This is a genomic window from uncultured Pelagibacterium sp., from assembly GCF_963972885.1.
GTDB classification, from domain to species: Bacteria; Pseudomonadota; Alphaproteobacteria; order Rhizobiales; family Devosiaceae; genus Pelagibacterium; species Pelagibacterium nitratireducens.
This window is the reverse complement of sequence record NZ_CAXAXY010000030.1, coordinates 14,722-31,249: the sequence shown is the minus strand read 5'-3', so window position 1 is coordinate 31,249 and position 16,528 is coordinate 14,722. Positions and strand designations below refer to the sequence as shown.

At 62.2% G+C, this 16,528-nt stretch carries 12 protein-coding genes; 10 read left to right on the top strand and 2 right to left on the bottom strand.

Annotation, left to right across the window (positions count from 1 at the left end):
* The 3 genes from metH to folD all read left to right on the top strand — a co-directional run.
* Nucleotides 1-2,304: methionine synthase (gene metH, locus AACZ55_RS07285; RefSeq protein WP_339644682.1), on the top strand; the 2,304-nt coding region annotated here is incomplete at its 5' end.
* A 75-nt stretch (nucleotides 2,305-2,379) separates the two neighbouring features.
* Nucleotides 2,380-3,228 carry a formyltetrahydrofolate deformylase gene (purU, locus tag AACZ55_RS07280; RefSeq protein WP_339644679.1) on the top strand — a complete coding sequence of 283 codons (849 nt, stop codon included), beginning with the start codon at nucleotides 2,380-2,382 and terminating at the stop codon, nucleotides 3,226-3,228.
* Between the two features lie 11 nt (nucleotides 3,229-3,239).
* Nucleotides 3,240-4,124: a bifunctional methylenetetrahydrofolate dehydrogenase/methenyltetrahydrofolate cyclohydrolase FolD gene (gene folD, locus AACZ55_RS07275; protein ID WP_339644677.1), complete on the top strand. Its 885-nt coding sequence runs from the start codon at nucleotides 3,240-3,242 to the stop codon at nucleotides 4,122-4,124.
* Between the two features lie 101 nt (nucleotides 4,125-4,225).
* Here the strand turns inward: folD and AACZ55_RS07270 are convergent, their stop codons facing one another.
* Both AACZ55_RS07270 and AACZ55_RS07265 read right to left on the bottom strand, forming a co-directional pair.
* On the bottom strand, nucleotides 4,226-6,133 hold the full coding sequence (locus tag AACZ55_RS07270) for a family 20 glycosylhydrolase (RefSeq protein WP_339644674.1): 1,908 nt from the start codon (nucleotides 6,131-6,133) through the stop codon (nucleotides 4,226-4,228).
* 44 nt (nucleotides 6,134-6,177) lie between these two features.
* Nucleotides 6,178-9,612, bottom strand: coding sequence for a response regulator (locus AACZ55_RS07265; protein ID WP_339644671.1), 3,435 nt, complete (start codon nucleotides 9,610-9,612; stop codon nucleotides 6,178-6,180).
* Nucleotides 9,613-9,912: 300 nt separating this feature from the next.
* Here AACZ55_RS07265 and AACZ55_RS07260 point away from each other — a divergent pair, with 300 nt between their 5' ends.
* The 7 genes from AACZ55_RS07260 (at nucleotide 9,913) to AACZ55_RS07230 (ending at nucleotide 16,238) form a co-directional block, all read left to right on the top strand.
* Nucleotides 9,913-11,586 carry an ABC transporter substrate-binding protein gene (locus AACZ55_RS07260; protein WP_339644669.1) on the top strand — a complete coding sequence of 558 codons (1,674 nt, stop codon included), beginning with the start codon at nucleotides 9,913-9,915 and terminating at the stop codon, nucleotides 11,584-11,586.
* A 70-nt stretch (nucleotides 11,587-11,656) separates the two neighbouring features.
* Complete coding sequence (locus AACZ55_RS07255) at nucleotides 11,657-12,634, top strand: ABC transporter permease (protein ID WP_338609622.1); 978 nt, start codon at nucleotides 11,657-11,659, stop codon at nucleotides 12,632-12,634.
* Nucleotides 12,635-12,638: 4 nt separating this feature from the next.
* Nucleotides 12,639-13,556 carry an ABC transporter permease gene (locus AACZ55_RS07250; RefSeq protein WP_338609623.1) on the top strand — a complete coding sequence of 306 codons (918 nt, stop codon included), beginning with the start codon at nucleotides 12,639-12,641 and terminating at the stop codon, nucleotides 13,554-13,556.
* A complete protein-coding gene (locus tag AACZ55_RS07245; protein WP_339644665.1) occupies nucleotides 13,553-14,350 on the top strand; it encodes an ABC transporter ATP-binding protein in 798 nt (265 codons plus the stop codon). Before AACZ55_RS07250 ends, AACZ55_RS07245 begins: the two co-directional genes overlap by 4 nt.
* A complete protein-coding gene (locus tag AACZ55_RS07240; RefSeq protein WP_338609625.1) occupies nucleotides 14,350-15,294 on the top strand; it encodes an ATP-binding cassette domain-containing protein in 945 nt (314 codons plus the stop codon). Before AACZ55_RS07245 ends, AACZ55_RS07240 begins: the two co-directional genes overlap by 1 nt.
* On the top strand, nucleotides 15,294-15,755 hold the full coding sequence (locus tag AACZ55_RS07235) for a GNAT family N-acetyltransferase (RefSeq protein WP_339644661.1): 462 nt from the start codon (nucleotides 15,294-15,296) through the stop codon (nucleotides 15,753-15,755). Before AACZ55_RS07240 ends, AACZ55_RS07235 begins: the two co-directional genes overlap by 1 nt.
* Nucleotides 15,756-16,238, top strand: a complete 483-nt coding sequence (locus AACZ55_RS07230) for a hypothetical protein (protein WP_339644658.1) — start codon at nucleotides 15,756-15,758, stop codon at nucleotides 16,236-16,238.
* Nucleotides 16,239-16,528: the final 290 nt, after the last annotated feature.

Genomic DNA, 16,528 nt, shown 5'->3' with positions numbered 1-16,528 from the left:
CGCGAACAGGCCCGGCTCTGCCGGCTTTACGGCGCTGCCGTCGTCGTCATGGCGTTCGACGAGGACGGGCAGGCCGATACCAAAGAGCGCAAGGTTGAAATCTGTACGCGCGCCTATCGCATCCTTGTCGACGAGGTCGGGTTCCCGCCCGAGGACATCATCTTCGATCCCAATATCTTCGCTGTGGCGACCGGCATCGAGGAGCACGACAATTACGGCGTCGATTTTATCGAAGCGACAAAGGAAATCACCGAAACCCTGCCCCATGTGCATATTTCGGGCGGCGTTTCGAACCTTTCGTTCTCGTTCCGTGGCAACGAGCCGGTGCGCGAGGCCATGCACGCGGTGTTCCTTTACCACGCCATCAAGGTCGGCATGGATATGGGCATCGTCAACGCCGGCCAGCTCGCGGTTTATGAATCGATCGATCCCGAATTGCGTGAAGCGTGCGAGGACGTGGTGCTCAACCGGCGGTCCGATTCCACCGAGCGCATGCTCGATCTTGCCGAACGCTATAAGGGGCAGGGTGGCAAGGAAGCCAGGGCCAAGGATCTAAGCTGGCGCGAAAAGCCGGTCGGGGAGCGGATTTCGCACGCCCTGGTCAACGGCATCACCGAATATATCGAGGCCGATACCGAAGAAGCGCGCCAGGGTGCCGTGCGTCCGCTGCATGTGATCGAAGGCCCGCTGATGGACGGCATGAACATCGTTGGCGAGCTGTTCGGCGCGGGCAAGATGTTCCTGCCGCAGGTGGTCAAATCGGCGCGCGTCATGAAGCAGGCGGTGGCGTATCTGTTGCCGTTCATGGAAGCGGAGGCCGATGGCCAGCGCCAGAGCGCGGGCAAGATCCTGATGGCGACGGTCAAGGGCGATGTCCACGATATCGGCAAGAACATCGTGGGCGTGGTTCTGGCCTGCAACAATTACGAGATCATCGACCTGGGCGTCATGGTACCGACCCAGAAGATTCTCGATACCGCCCGCGAGCAGAACGTGGACGTGATCGGGCTTTCGGGGCTGATCACCCCCTCGCTTGACGAGATGGTGCATGTGGCGGCCGAGATGGAGCGCGAGGGCTTTGACATCCCGCTGATGATCGGCGGAGCGACGACGTCGCGCGTGCATACGGCGGTCAAGATCAACCCGCGCTACAATCGCGGCTCGACCATCTATGTGAAGGACGCTTCGCTGGCGGTGAACGTGGTCTCCAAGCTGCTTTCGAAAGAGGCGGCCAACGATTACGTCAAGACGATCCGCCAGGAATACGAAACGGTCGCTGAAAAGCACCGCAAGGGCGAGGCCGACAAAAAGCGCATCTCGCTTGCCGCGGCGCGCGACAACGGGTTCAAGCCCGACTGGTCGAACTACACGCCAAAGGCGCCCTCGTTTCTGGGCACAAAGACCTTCCAGGATTGGGATCTGGCCGATCTGGCCAAATATATTGACTGGACGCCGTTCTTTCAGGCCTGGGAGTTCAAGGGCGTTTACCCCAAAATCCTCGACGACCCGCGCCAGGGCGAAGCGGCCCAACAGCTTTTCGCCGACGCGAAAATCATGCTCAAGCGCATCATCGATGAAAACTGGTTCACGCCCAAGGCCGTTGTCGGGTTCTGGCCGGCCAACCGGTCCGGGGACGATGTGCAGCTTTTCACCGATGAAAGCCGGTCCGACGAATTGGCGAAATTTTTCACCCTGCGCCAGCAGCTTGGCAAATCGGGCGACAAGGCCAACCTGGCGCTGGCCGATTTCATGGCCGAGGCGGGCACGCCCGACTATATCGGCGGGTTCTGCGTTACGGCGGGGTTCGAGGAAATCGCCATCGCCGACAAGTTCGACGAGGAGAACGACAATTACTCCTCGATTCTCGTCAAGGCGCTGGCCGACCGGTTCGCCGAAGCCTTTGCCGAGCGGTTGCACGAAATGGTGCGGACCGAGCTGTGGGGCTATGCCGAGGAAAGCTATGCGCCAGAAGAATTGATCGGCGAGCCCTATCAGGGCATCCGCCCGGCGCCGGGTTATCCGGCCCAGCCCGACCACACCGAAAAGACAACGCTGTTCGAGTTGCTCGACGTGGAAGCCGAAATCGGGGTCAAACTCACCGAAAGCTATGCCATGTGGCCGGGCTCGTCGGTGTCGGGGCTGTATTTCGCCCATCCGCAAAGCTATTATTTCGGCGTTGCCAAGGTCGAACGCGATCAGGTCGAGGACTATGCCCGCCGCAAGGGCATGGCCATCGAGGAAATCGAGCGCTGGCTGGGGCCGGTGCTCAATTACATTCCGTCAAGCGAGAAGGCGGCGGGGTAACCTGCCGTCTCGACATCAGGCCTCCAACCCCTTATGAACCCCGCTAAATCCTAGCCTTCGGGGGCCGATCCGCGCATGCACGATTTCATCCTCACTTTGTCCTGTGCCGACAAGCCCGGGATCGTTGCCGGTGTGACGAGCGAATTGTTCGGATTGGGTGCCAATATCGCCGAATCCAATCAGTTCTGGGACAAGGACACCGACAAGTTCTTCATGCGCATCGGGTTCACGGCGCCCGATGGCGTGGACAAGGACGCAGTCGAGCGCGCGCTCAAGCCGGTGATCGAGCGGTTCGAGATGAAGGCCGCTGTCGTCGATGCGGCGCGGGTGCCGCGCATCGTCATTCTGGTCTCCAAATTCGACCACGCGCTGCTCCATCTGCTCTACCAGATCAAGGTTGGTGCGCTGCGGGCCGAGGTTGCCGCGATCGTGTCCAATCATGAGGCGGCGCGCCCGATCGCCGAGGCGGAAGGTGTTCCGTTCTATCATCTTCCTGTGGTCAGGGGAGAAAAGGCCGAACAGGAAGCCGAGGTGCTCAAGATCATCAAGGCGGCCGATGCCGATCTCGTTGTTCTGGCGCGCTACATGCAGATCCTCTCCGACCAGCTTTCAACGCGCCTGTTCGGCAAGATCATCAATATCCATCATTCGTTTCTGCCCTCGTTCAAGGGCGCAAAGCCCTATCATCAGGCCCATGAGCGCGGCGTCAAAATCATCGGCGCGACGGCCCATTACGTCACCCCAGATCTCGATGAAGGCCCCATCATCGAGCAGGAAACCGCGCGGGTGACCCATGCCATGAGCCCGGACGATCTGATCGCGGTGGGCCGCGATATCGAGAGCCGGGTTCTGGGTCGGGCGGTCAAGAGCCATCTGGAAAACCGCGTCATGCTCAACGGGCACAAGACAGTCGTTTTCGCTTAAAGGAGGTCGCCATGACCGCAACGATCATCGATGGCAAGGCCGTTGCCGCTTCGGCAATCGAAAAGGTCAAGGCGGGCGCTGAAGCGTTTAGCGCCGCCAACGGGGTGCCGCCCGGTCTGGCGGTCGTTCTGGTCGGCGAGGATGCAGCGAGCCAGGTCTATGTCGCCTCAAAAGGCCGGATGGCCAGGGAATGCGGGTTCCATTCGGTCCAGCACACCCTTGCCGCCGACACCACCCAGGACGAGCTTTTGGCCGTGATCGGCACGCTCAATGCCGATCCGGCCATCCACGGCATTCTCGTGCAATTGCCGCTGCCGGGTCATCTTGACGAACGCACCACCATCGGCGCGCTCGATCCGGCCAAGGATGTGGATGGACTGCATGATATCTCCATCGGCCGGCTGGCCTCGGGCCAGGTCGACAAGACTTTGGTGCCCTGCACGCCCAAGGGCTGCATGGAACTGCTCGAAACCGTCCATAACGAAGGGATTTCGGGGCTGACGGCCGTCGTTGTCGGTCGATCCAACCTTGTCGGGCGTCCGGTCGCCGCGCTGCTTCAGCACGCCAACGCCACGGTCACCATCGCCCATTCGCGCACGCGCGATCTGCCCGCCCTTTGCGCCAGCGCCGATATCGTGGTTGCCGCCATCGGGCGCCCGGAGTTCATCAAGGGTGACTGGATCAAGCCCGGCGCCACGGTGATCGATGTGGGCATCAACCGCATCGCCGCGCCCGAAAAGGGCGAGGGCAAGACCCGGCTGGTCGGCGATGTCGATTTCGCTGCCGCGTCAGAACGCGCCGGGGCGATCACCCCGGTGCCGGGCGGGGTGGGGCCGATGACGATTGCCATGCTGATGGCCAATACGCTCAAGGCCGCCCAGCACAGCGTCGCCTGAACTTTTCCGGGCTGATCTCGATCCGTTAGAGCGCGCAATAACACCCTTATCGCGCAAATGATCGCGGCTGCGGCACAAGCAGGGCCGCAGCCGGGATGTCGTCAGCCAAGCCGTGCTCTGGGCATCAGGGTCTGGATGGCCATGAAGCGGGTGAAATCCTTGGTCTCGCGCGGGCTCCAGGCGGTTTCGGCGATGGCCGACAGGCGCGGGTATGTCAGATGATCGAACAGGGCCCGATTGGCGAGGTTTTCGCTCCACAGGCATGACTGGACGCCGATCAGCTTGTCCTGCACCTCGGCAGGCCAATCGTGAGCCGGATCGAAGGCGTAACAGGTCTCGACCGACACCGTGCCCGCCCAACTGGCGCCCGGCTCCCACCACTCGGTCGATTGGGCCATGTCGAAATAGGCGTGTTCGGCCGGGGCCAGCACCACGTCATAGCCGGCCAGCGCCAGATCGCGTCCGCTTTCCGATTTCTTCCAGGCAACGAGGTAGGAGCGGTCCTGGTCGACCCCGCCGCCCAGCGCCGCCTCTTCCCAGGCGCCGGTGTCCTTGCCGTATTTTTTCAGCAGCGACTGGATCTGTTTGAGGAAATGGCTCTGAAGCGCGAACGTGCCCTGCCAGCCGTTCGGTCCCTGCAGGGATTTCGCCTGGGGCGAACCGGCCCATGCCTCGTCGGCCACCTCGTCGCCACCGATGTGGATCCATTTGGCCGGAAACAATTCGACCAGCGTCCTGATGACCGCTTCAAGAAATTTATAGGTTTCGTCCAACGCGGGATTGAGCGCGTTGTTGGGGAAATACTGCACCGAGCGGTAGATGCCGGTTTCTTCGGGATCGGCGAGGTGGGGCAGGGCCTTGAGCACGCAATAGCAATGGCCGGGAATGTCGATTTCGGGGATGGTCTGGATCCCCAGGCTCAGCCCGTGTTCGACCATCGCCGTCACGTCGGCGGCGCGATAGACCAGCCCGTGCCGTTCAAAGGGTGAACCGAGCAGGGGCGGGAGGATTTCGCCGGGGCCGCGCCATGCGGCCTTGTCGGCAAGTTCGGGATAGTCGGGCACATCGAGCCGCCAGCCCTCGTCATCGTTGAGGTGGATGTGGAAACGGTTGAGCTTGTTCCAGGCCATGGTGTCGAGAAAAGCGATGATCTCGTCGGTTGTGTACACCTGACGCGCCACGTCGAGATGGCTGCCGCGCCATCCAAATCGCGGGGCGTCCGATATCGTGCCCGACGTCGGGAAGATGAAATCTTCTGGATGTTTTTGCGCGCCGCGCAGCATCTGCGCGAGGGTGATAAAGCCGTATTGGAAACCGTCGGCATCGCCGGCTCTCAGGGTCACGGTTTCTCCAAACACGATCTCGTAGGCGCCGTCTGTGAGCCGCGCTTCGGTCAGGCATTGGATGGGCAATCCGTCGCCGAACAGGGTTTCGCCGGGAAACAGGCGGCGGGCCAGATCGGCTGTGACCTCGTATGAATTATAGGCGAGTTCGGGCCCTTCACCAAAGCCGATCATGGCCGGCACCAAATTCCCGGTGACCTCCACGGCGGCGGGGAAGGGGATGACGCTGATCGTCGTTTCGCCTTCAGGCAAGGGCTGGCGGGCCGGGTGAGCTATGGTGGGGGTGCCCGCCTCGCCCTTCAGCGTCATTGGCGCTATTTCGGGCAACACCATAGTGCCGTCGGCCAGGGTCACGGCAGCCGATTTCGGCCCATAGGTGTAATGCCGCAGGGTGTGGGAAATCTGTTTTGCCGCAATCTCCCAGCGTCCGCCAGGTTCGAGAACGAAGCCCTCTGCGGGAGCGAGCAGATGGTAATTGGACAATTGCTCGAGCAGCCTTGCGCCGTCGATAGGGCTGTCGGGCTTGATGCGGAACAGCGAGGTGACGCCAAGGGCGAAGCCTTCCACCGGCTCCTGCCCGGTGTTGATCAGCGTCATCTTGAGCTGGCCTGGCGTCGCGATTTCGGGGTTCCAGTCCGCTTCGAGGCGGAACGAGGGCGTGGGCATGGTGACAGCCTTTACAAAAATTCGGAGGTTTTGGGGCGGTTCGGTCAGGCGTCCTGGGCGCCTGCCGGTTCGGTTTCTCCCCGGGGCTTGGGGAGAATGTGTTCGCGCACCAGGTCGCGCAGAGTCTGGGCCAGGGTGCGCAGATTTTCGTATTGGGCGGCGAATTCAGCGTTCTGGTCGATCTGGGCTTCGATGTCGGCCAGCACGAACTCGGCGGTCTGGATCACGTCGCGCCAGCGGGGGTTGGCGGGCAGGGTTTCGATCAGCAGATATTTGTCGAGCGTTCTCGCCTGCAGCGAGGAGCGGTCGAGATTGACCCGCCAGATGCCGCTTTTTTCGGCGAAGTCGATCTTGGAGCCGCCCTTGGCGCGGCGCCACAGGGCAATCGATTGGGTCATCACCGCCACAATGGTTTCGCGATAGACTTCCTTGCCGGGGAGCGGCGTTGCATCGAGTGCGGTGGAGTTGGCGGGCATGGCCTGCTGTTCGATCAGCACCGGCCCGACGGTATCGAGAACGCCCTGCACCGAACGCACCAGATGGTCGGTCTGCCGGCGCGTCTGCGCGGTGTCGGGGGTGATGACCAGCGCAAAGCCGCCGCCCGCGTCGGCCTCGATCTCGAAGGCGTTGAGCAGGACGGGATTGCCCGAGCTGCCCATGGGCACATCGTCGAGCGCCACGCGGCCTTCATCGGCAATCGTGCGGGTCATGGCGTCGACCATTGTGGGGGTCAAAAGATCGCTCAGCAGCGTCTTGCCCGGATCGATGACGCGGCCGGCGAGCACGGCTGCGGCCTGATTGGCGTAGGTGATGCGGCCGGTCTCACTGACCCCGAGCAGGCCCGCTTCGAGCGTATCGAGCAGCCGTGCCATGCGTTGCTGGGAAAGCCGCAGGGCGTCTTCGACCTGCACGCGGCGCTCGATTTCCGATTTGAGTTCGATATTTTCGCGTGCCGTGCCACGGGCGCGTCCGGCTTCGAGGAGCGTCGCGATACGGGCCAGAAGCTCGTCCTTGACGAAGGGCTTGACCACATAGTCGTTGGCGCCGTGCTCGAACCCGGCGATCACGTCGCGGGTGCGCGAACGGGCGGTGACCATGATGATGGGCAGGTCGAGCAGCCCGTAGCGGTCGCGCAGGCGCTTGGCGACTTCAAGCCCGCCCATTTGCGGCATCATCACGTCGAGCACCACGAGGTCGGGCTTGTGATTTTCAATCGCGGTCAGCGCGTCCATGCCATTTTCGGCGGCGCGCACGATATAGCCCTGGGGCGCGAGCACGTTGCGCAAGACCTGAATGTTGATCGGCTCGTCATCGACAACGAGGATCATCGGCGCCTCGTTTGCATTGGCGGAGTTCATTTCGGCGCTGTCGGCCAAAAGCATGCCCATGGTTTCGCGCAGGCCCTCGCTGCGCTCGCCATAGGTCAGGATTTCCGCTTCGGTCGCCTCGGTTTCGGCGACCGGGACTTCGAGCACGAAGCGCGATCCCTTGCCCAAATCCGATTGCGCGGCGAGCCTGCCGTGCATGGCGCTGGCCAGTTGCCGCGCGATGGTCAGGCCCAGTCCGGCACCGCCGGGCTTGGCGATCATTTCGGGGCTTTCGCCGCGTTCGAGCGGCTGGAAGATGCGCTCGAGACTGTCGGGCGCAATGCCGACGCCCGTATCGGTGACGGCCACGGCGACGGTGTCGCCGGCCCGCCATGCGGTGATCGAGATCGCGCCCTGGTCGGTGTATTTGATGGCATTGCCCAGGAGGTTGTAGAGCACCTGCTCGAAGCGCACCGGGTCGGCCATCACATAGGGAATGGTTTCGGGGATATCGACGTCGAGCGTCACCGGCTCGCCGCGCAGCAGCGGTTCGGCCAGTTGCATGACGTTGCGGATCGAGGTCGCCACGTGGACCGGGTGGATATCGAGGCGCATGCGGCCCTGACGGATGCGGTAGATATCGATCAGGTCATCGACCAGCCGCGACAGGCGGCGGGCCGAAAAGCTGATGAGGTCGAGCTGGCTGCGCTGGGGCGGGGTCAATTCGCCAACGGCACCGGCCGAGAGTGTTTCGGAAATGCCGATGATGCCGTTCAATGGGGTGCGCAATTCGTGGCTGGTGTTGGCGACGAACGTGTCTTTGAGCCGGTCGGCCTCTTCGAGCGCAGCGTTCTTTTCCTCGATCAGTCTGACGTGGCGCTCCAGCTCGACATTCTTCTGCCCGATCAGGGATAGCTGGGCGCGGATGGCGTCGCGCATGCGCTTGAAGCTCTCGGCCAGCCGGCCCAATTCGGTCGGTCTTTCCACGCTGGGCATGGTTCGTTCCAGATCGCCAGCGGCAATCGATTCGGCCACTTCGGTCAGCTTTTGCAGCGGCGCGGTCATGGTGCGCGAGAGCAGATATGCCACCCAGAACAGGATGGGCAGCGCGATGGCGGCGATCATCAGGACAAACCGTGTCAGCGCCTCGGAATTGGCAAAGGCGCTGCGGGTGGGCACTTCGGCAAGCAGCGCCCATTGGGTGTCTCCGAATTGGACGGGCCCCCAGGCCGACAGTGCTGCGCCGCCCGACAGGCCGTCGCCGATAAGGGCGGTGGATGTGGCGGGCTGGCCCTGGTGTGGCGTCGGAACGGTCGCACCGATGGGAAGGGCATAGTCCTCCGGCGCGGAAACCAGCAATCCGTTGCCGGCGATCATGAAAAAATTGCCGGTCTCTTCTTGCTGGGACTGGACGATGGCACCGACGCCGCTGGCCGGTAGGCGGAAGATCGCTACGCCGCGCGGGCGCTGGTAAAATTCCACCCGAACGGCGACATAGGCGCCAAATGTCCCGGTCTGCGGATCGAGCGCAAAATCGGTTACCCGGATGGTTTCAGAGCCCTCAAGGGTCGCTGCGGCCAGTTGCCCGAGCGCTGTTTCGGCCATCCCCCCATCGAGATCGCCACCGAGATAGGCGTCCTTTTCGACCGAATAGACGACCCGTCCGTCGGTGTTGACCAGATAGAGATTGTCGAATTCGGCCGAGCGGATAAAGCTCGAATATTCCTCGTGGAAGCGCTGGTGGGCGTTGGCGTATTCGAGCGCGTTGGAGACCATCGCGTCGGTGTCGGGTGAAAACACCCCGTCGCTGGCCGGGGCCTGGCCATTGATGCCGAAAATGGCCTGGAGCACGTTGCGGGCTTGCTCGGGATCGGGGTCGATCTGGCGGAAGGCATAGGAAAAGCCATAAAAATCGCCGATGGAATAGCGCACGGCGTTCGATTTGGTCAGCGAATCGGCCTGCCGGAAGGCAAAGGTCAGGTATTGGTCGAGTTCGGAGCGTTTGGCGTCGCGCACGAAGGCGAGGCGGGCAAAGGTTTCCTCTTCGACATTGGCGTTGAGGATGGAAAAGAAGACGGTTGCGGTCAAAACCAGTGGAATGGTGGTGATGGCGATCAGAATCGCAAACAGGCGGCCGCGGAAACCCTTCGGTGCCAGCCCAAACGCGCCCATCGTCGTTTCTCCCTTTCCCCGGCCCAGGCAGAGCCCCTCGCCCGAACCTGTGACATCGTCTATTCATATGGGGATGGTACAATACATAAAGCCGGTCACACCCCTTAACGTCGATTTTGACGGTTTTGCCGGTTTTGGGTGCGCAATTGACGGAAAAGCACCCGTGACAGAACCCTCCCTTACCAGCCCCAATGGTCCCCACGCTTTTCGGCGTATCCCGGCGCATTTGCTGTCGGGGAGGGAATATCTGTCAGCCGCGGCGAAGGGGCCGTGGTGCAACTGGAGGGAGCTCAACACTCAATGACGACCACTTTCTTGAAAGGGGCGCTGCTTGCCAGCGTTCTGATCCTGCCGGCCGGCCTGGCCCAGGCCCAGGACGACGACCGCGCCATCCTCACCATGGTGCCCCAGCAATTGACGGCCTGGGTCGAAAATTACAACCCGTTCAACACAACGACCGTGCTGCCGACGGTCATCGATTTCATGTACGAGCCGCTGGTGATCTTCAACGCCCTGCAGGGCGGCACGCCGGAATACCGGCTGGCGGAATCGTATGAGTATTCCGACGATCTCTTGACCCTCACCTTCACCCTGCGCGAGGGCCTGAGCTGGTCGGATGGCGAGCCGCTCACGGCAAACGACGTGGCGTTCACCTTCAACCTCATCAAGGACTTTCCCGCGCTCGATACCCGCGCGGTCTGGCCCAAGCTCGAAAGCGTCACGGCCACCGACGATCGCACCATCGAGTTCAAGCTCACCGAAGTCGATGCCGGGCTGATCTACCAGCTCGTCCAGGTCTATGCGGTCCCCGAACATGTGTGGGCCGAGGTCGAAGACCCGGTGACTTACACCAATCCCGACCATGTCGCCTCGGGCGCCATGTCCGAGATCGAGCGGTTCACCCCGCAGGAATACATCCAGTGCCGCAACCCCGAATACTGGGATGCCGAAAGCCTGCACGTCGATTGCCTGCGTCTGCCTCAGCTTGCCAACAACGATCAGGTTCTGGCCGCGGCCGCCAATGGCGAGCTTGACTGGTTCGGCTCGTTCCTGCCCGATATCGAGCGCACCTATGTCGGGCTCGACCCCGACCATCACGGCTACTGGTTCCCCTCGGGTTCGCCGGTCTATTTCTCGCTCAACATGACCACCGAAGACCCCGGCCTCAATGAAGCGTTCAACGATGTTGCGTTCCGCCGCGCCTTTTCCATGGCCATGGACCGCGAAGCGATGGTCGATATCGCCGGCTACGGCTATCCCACCGTCAACGACTATCCCTCGGGCCTTGGACGCGCCTATCACACCTGGAACAACCCCGAGGTCGAAGTCGAATACGGCCAGTACACCGAGTTCGATATCGAGGGCGCACAGGCGATCCTCGAGGAAGCCGGTTATGCCGATGCCGATGGCGACGGGTTCATCGACAGCCCGAGCGGCGAGCCGATCGCATTCGACATCATCGTTCCCAATGGCTGGACCGACTGGGTCAATACGGTCCAACTCGCTGTCGAGGGCCTGAACGCGCTCGGCATCAACGCCACCATGCAGACCCCGGAAAGCCCGGCCTGGACCGATCAGCTCATCGCCGGCGATTACGAAGCGGCGATCAACTCGGTCACCACGGGCGTTACCCCGCACTACTTCCTCGACCAGGCGCTCCATTCGCGCCATATCGGGCAGAGCCGCTTCCAGTCGGCCCGCTACTCCAACCCCGAGCTCGACGAAGCCCTCGATGCGTTCAACACAACCATCGATCCCGACGAGCAGCAGGAGTTCATGAACGAAATCCAGATGCTGGTCGCCGAGGACATGCCGGTGGTCTGGGTGTTCGATAATCCGCTCTGGTACGAGTACAACACCACGCGGTTCACCGGGTTTTTCAACGCTGACAACCCCGTGGCGCGCCCGGTCGATTATTCGGGCGTTCCCGAGCGGCTGCTGCACCTGCTCGCCCTGCGCCCGGTCGAAGACTGATCCTTGCTCCGACATCTCTGTGACGCGGCCTTCGGGCCGCGTCATCTCATCCTCGTAGCGGAGAGAAAGAATGGCTTTCGTCCTGCGCCGACTGGGCTTTTACATCGCCGCATTCTTCGTTGCGGCCACCATCAATTTCATTCTGCCGCGGCTGATGCCCGGCAATCCCATCGACATCATGTTTGCCCAGTCGCAAACGACGATCCCGCCCGAAGCGCGGGCCGCGCTGATCGAAACCTTCGGGTTTGCCACAGGTCCGCTGCACGAGCAGTATTTCTCCTATCTCAAATCGGTGTTTACCGGCGATTTCGGCTATTCGATCCGGTTTTATCCCCAGACGGTCAACGAGCGGCTCGGCTATGCGCTGCCCTGGACGCTGCTTCTGGCCGGGTGCGCGACGGTGCTGGCCTTTGCCATCGGCACGTTGATGGGCATTTTTGCCGCCTGGAAGCGCGGCGGGGCGTTCGATGCCATCATCACCCCCGCGTCGCTGGCCCTGCAGGCCATTCCGCCGGTTGTGATCGCCATTGTCGCATTGTTCGTTTTCGGCGTTGCCCTGCGCTGGCTGCCGACCGGATATGCCTTCAATCCCAGCCTGGACCCAGGCTTTACCTGGACCTACATCAGCTCGGTCTTCGTCCACGGCCTGATGCCGGTCATCTCGCTGATGATCGTTTTCGTGGGCGGCTATCTGGTCACCATGCGCAACAACATGATCGGCCAGCTCGGCGAGGACCATGTGATCATGGGCCTGGCCAAGGGGCTGTCGGAACGCCGGGTCAAGTTCAACTACGCGGCCCGCAACGCGCTCCTGCCTTCGGTCACGTCGCTGGGGCTGACGCTGGGCGCAATCCTTGGCGGCTCGCTGGTCACCGAGGTGGTGTTCAACTATCCCGGCCTCGGCCAGACGCTCTATATCGGCATCGTCACCCGCGATTACCCGCTCATCCAGGGCCAGCTGCTCATCATGACGCTGGCGATCCTGACGGCAAACCTCATCGTCGATCTGGCCTATGTGCTGCTCGACCCGCGTCTGCGGAGGGCCTGAGATCATGGTTGAAACCCTCAAGGTTTTTCTGCGCAACCGAAAGGCGGCCTTCGGCCTGCTGATCGTGCTCGCCTATGTCCTGGTCGCCGTTTTCGGGCCGATGATCCTGGGCGCCGATCCCATGGCGCGGGTGGGCCGCCCCCATACGCCCCCCGATGGCGAGGCGCTGATGGGCACGACCCGGATGGGACGCGACGTCTTTTCGCAACTGGTCTATGGCACGCGCACCTCGCTGGCCGTAGGGTTTTTCGCCGGGCTGCTGGTGGTGATGATCGGCACCGTTTTGGGCATTGCCGCGGGCTATTTCGGGGGCGTTATCGACGAGATCATCAATTTCTGCACCAATGTCGTGCTCGTCATTCCCCAACTGCCGCTGCTCTTGGTGATCGCCGCCTTCGTTGGCCAGACCTCACCCGTCGTCATCGCCATCATCATCGGGGTGACCTCATGGGCATGGGGCGCGCGGGTGACGCGCGCCCAGACAATGACCTTGCGCCAGCGCGAATATATCCAGGCGTCCGAGTTGATCGGCGAGCCGGCCCACCGGATGATCTTTGTGGAATTGCTGCCCAACCTGCTCTCGATCATAGGGTTCAATTTCATCGGTTCGGTGACCTACACCATCATCACCCAGGCGACGCTGGAATTTCTGGGCCTGGGCAATCCCATGTCGGTGTCGTGGGGCACCATGCTCTACCATGCCCAGAATTCATCGGCGATCACCGTGGGGGCGTGGTGGGAAGTGCTGGCCCCGGCCGTTGCGGTGGCGGGCATCGGCATCGGGCTCTCGCTTCTCAATTTCGGGGTCGATGAAATCTCCAACCCGCGGCTGCGCACGCTCGGTACCATAGCGGCGGCCGCCAAAGCGCAGGAAAAGCTCGACCGTCAGCGCGCGGCCGGCAAGCTGGAGGCAGCACAATGAGAGCACTGGTTTCGGTTCGCGGCTTGCAGGTCGATTATCTCACCGGCAAGGGGTTGTTCACCGCCGTCAGGAACGTCGATTTCGATATCGGGCAGGGCGAGGTGATGGGGCTGGCCGGAGAATCGGGTTCGGGGAAATCGACGATCGCCTTTTCCCTGATGCGCCTGCACCGCCCGCCCGCCATCATCTCCAAGGGCTCCATTACGATCGATGGCACCGATGTGCTGGCCATGCCGGCCGCCAAACTGGAAAAATGGCGCTGGTCGTCGGTGTCCATGGTGTTTCAAAGCGCGATGAACTCGCTCAATCCGGTGCTGACCCTGTTCGAGCAGTTCCGTGACATGCTGGCGCGGCACACTGGCCTTTCACGGCCGGAAATCCGGGCGCGGGCCGAAGAGCTGTTGGCTCTTGTCGGCATCCCCGCCGCACGGCTCGACGATTACCCGCACCAGCTTTCGGGCGGCATGCGCCAGCGGGTGGTGCTGACCATGGCGCTGGCGCTCAACCCCAAGCTGATCATCATGGACGAGCCCACCACGGCGCTCGATGTGGTGGTGCAGCGCGAAATCCTGCAGGAAATCATGGCGCTCAAGGCGCAGTTCGGGTTCTCGATCCTGTTCATAACCCATGATCTGGCGCTGATGAGCCAGTTTGCCGATCGGATCGCCGTAATGCTCGAGGGCGAGATCGTCGAACACGCGCCGACCGCCGCCATCGTTTCCGATCCGCAGCACGACTACACGCGCAAGCTCTGGGATGCGATGCCAAAGATCGCAGTGAGGGAGGCAAGTTGATGTCTGACGCACCGCTTCTCGAAATCGACAACGCCTCGAAAGTCTTTCATCTCAAGCCCATGTTCGGCGCCGCCAAGGAGGTCGTTGCCATGCGCAATGTCTCGCTGAGCGTTGAAAAGGGCAGGGCCCTTGCCATCGTTGGTGAATCGGGCTCGGGCAAATCGACAATCGGGCGGGCCGTCACCCGGTTGTTTCAGCTTTCTGAAGGCCAGGTGAGGTTCAAGGGCCGCAACATTGCCGATATCAAGGGGCGCGCCGAGGAACTTGCCTATTCGCAGGCCGTGCAGATGGTGTTTCAGGACCCGTTTGCCGCGCTCAATCCGGCCCATACCATCCGTCACCACCTCGAACGCCCGCTCAAACTGCACAAAAAGCTTGGCGGCAGCGGGCTGGCCGATGCGGTGCGGGGCGTTCTGGCCGATGTGGAACTGGACCCCGCCGTGACGCTGGAAAAATATCCGCACGAACTGTCGGGCGGCCAGCGCCAGCGGGTCAATCTGGCCCGGGCGCTTGCGGTGGGGGCCGAACTGATCGTTGCGGACGAGCCCACCTCCATGCTCGACGTGTCGATCCGCAAATCGGTGCTGGGCCTGATGCAACGCATGAAGGCCGAGCGCGGCATCACATTCCTCTACATTACCCACGATATCGCCACCGCCCATTATCTGGCTGAGGACACCGCGGTAATGTTCGGTGGGCAGGTGGTCGAGTGGGGGCCCTCGGACAGCGTTATTTCCAATCCGCAACATGCCTATACCAAGGTGCTGCTCTCGGCCGTGCCAGACCCCAATGTCCGCTTTGTTGCCGATGCGGATGGGGGCAGGGCGTTTGCCCAGAACATCGAAAAGGTGCGGGCGCTGGCGCGCAAGCCGGCGGGCTTGCCCGTCGAGGTCGAGCCGGGGCATTTTGTGCGTCACAGATTCCAGGACATGGACGCCGCCTGATGGACCTTCTCGTTCGCCTTTACGATCTTCCCCGCTACGACTATTCGCGCGTTTCGGGACAAGGTGCCACCCTGCGCCGGGCGCTCCCTCCCGAGCGCGGGCTGGTTGCCGACTGGGTCGAGGCCCATTTTTCCCGCCATTGGCGCAGCGAGGTCGAAGTGGGGTTTTCCCACCAGCCCATCGATGTGTGGCTGGCGACGGATGCGTCGGGCCTTTTGGGTTTTGCCTGCGGCGATGTCACGGCGCGGGGCTTTTTTGGGCCGACCGGCGTGCTCGAAACGGCGCGCGGGCGGGGGATCGGGGAGGCGCTGTTGTTCCGAACGCTCGAAGATCTGCGCGACAGGGGCTTTGCTTACGCGGTGATTGGCGATCCGGGGCCTGTGGACTTTTACAAAAAGAAGCTCGACGCCATGGAAATCCCCAATTCCAAACCGGGCATCTACAGGGACATGCTCAAATAAATGGACCTTTACGCGCTCAATCCCTTCGCCGATGACCCCGATCGCCATGCCATCTGGGAAATGCTGGTGGCGCGCGACATCGAGGCGTTTCTGGCGTGTGACTGGTCGATGGTCGAACCCGATTTCGCCGCCGAGCGCTTCATGGGCATCGATGGCAGGGCCTCGGGCAATCCCGATGACTGGCGGGTCAGTTTCCCGACGCTGGAGAGCTATCGCGATTCCTGGCTGGCCGGCGCCCGCGATTTCGCGCCTCGGGCCGAAATCGAAACCGCCCGGGCCGGCGTATTCGGCGCGACCGAACTCACCGACATCGAAATCACCGCAGACCGCGCGCTGGCGCACAAGAAGTTCAACGGCAAGGTCGCCATGAAAGACGGCACCTTCGACATCCTCGACTGGCAGTCGGTCTATACGCTGGCGCGGATCGAGGGCGCGTGGAAGCTCACGGGGTTTATCGGGTATCTGCCTTATTCGATGGGGTAGCGCTTTTCCCGTGAAGGCTACACAAACTCAGCGGTCATCCCGGGCGAAGACCCGGGATCCGGTAAACGGCAGCGCCTGGGCTTCAGCCAAAAAATCCGAGTGTACTGGACCCCGGCTCCGGGCCGGGGTGACACGAGGTTATTTTGCGTGGCGGCCAGTTCATCGCGGACCTCAAAGGGAACAAAATCCGTTCACGATAATTTCTAAACTCAGGGGTGGTCATCCCGGCTTCAGGCTGTAGGCTACGAGGCTGAGTCCATGACCAGAGTCAGACCGGGAGAAAATCCGTG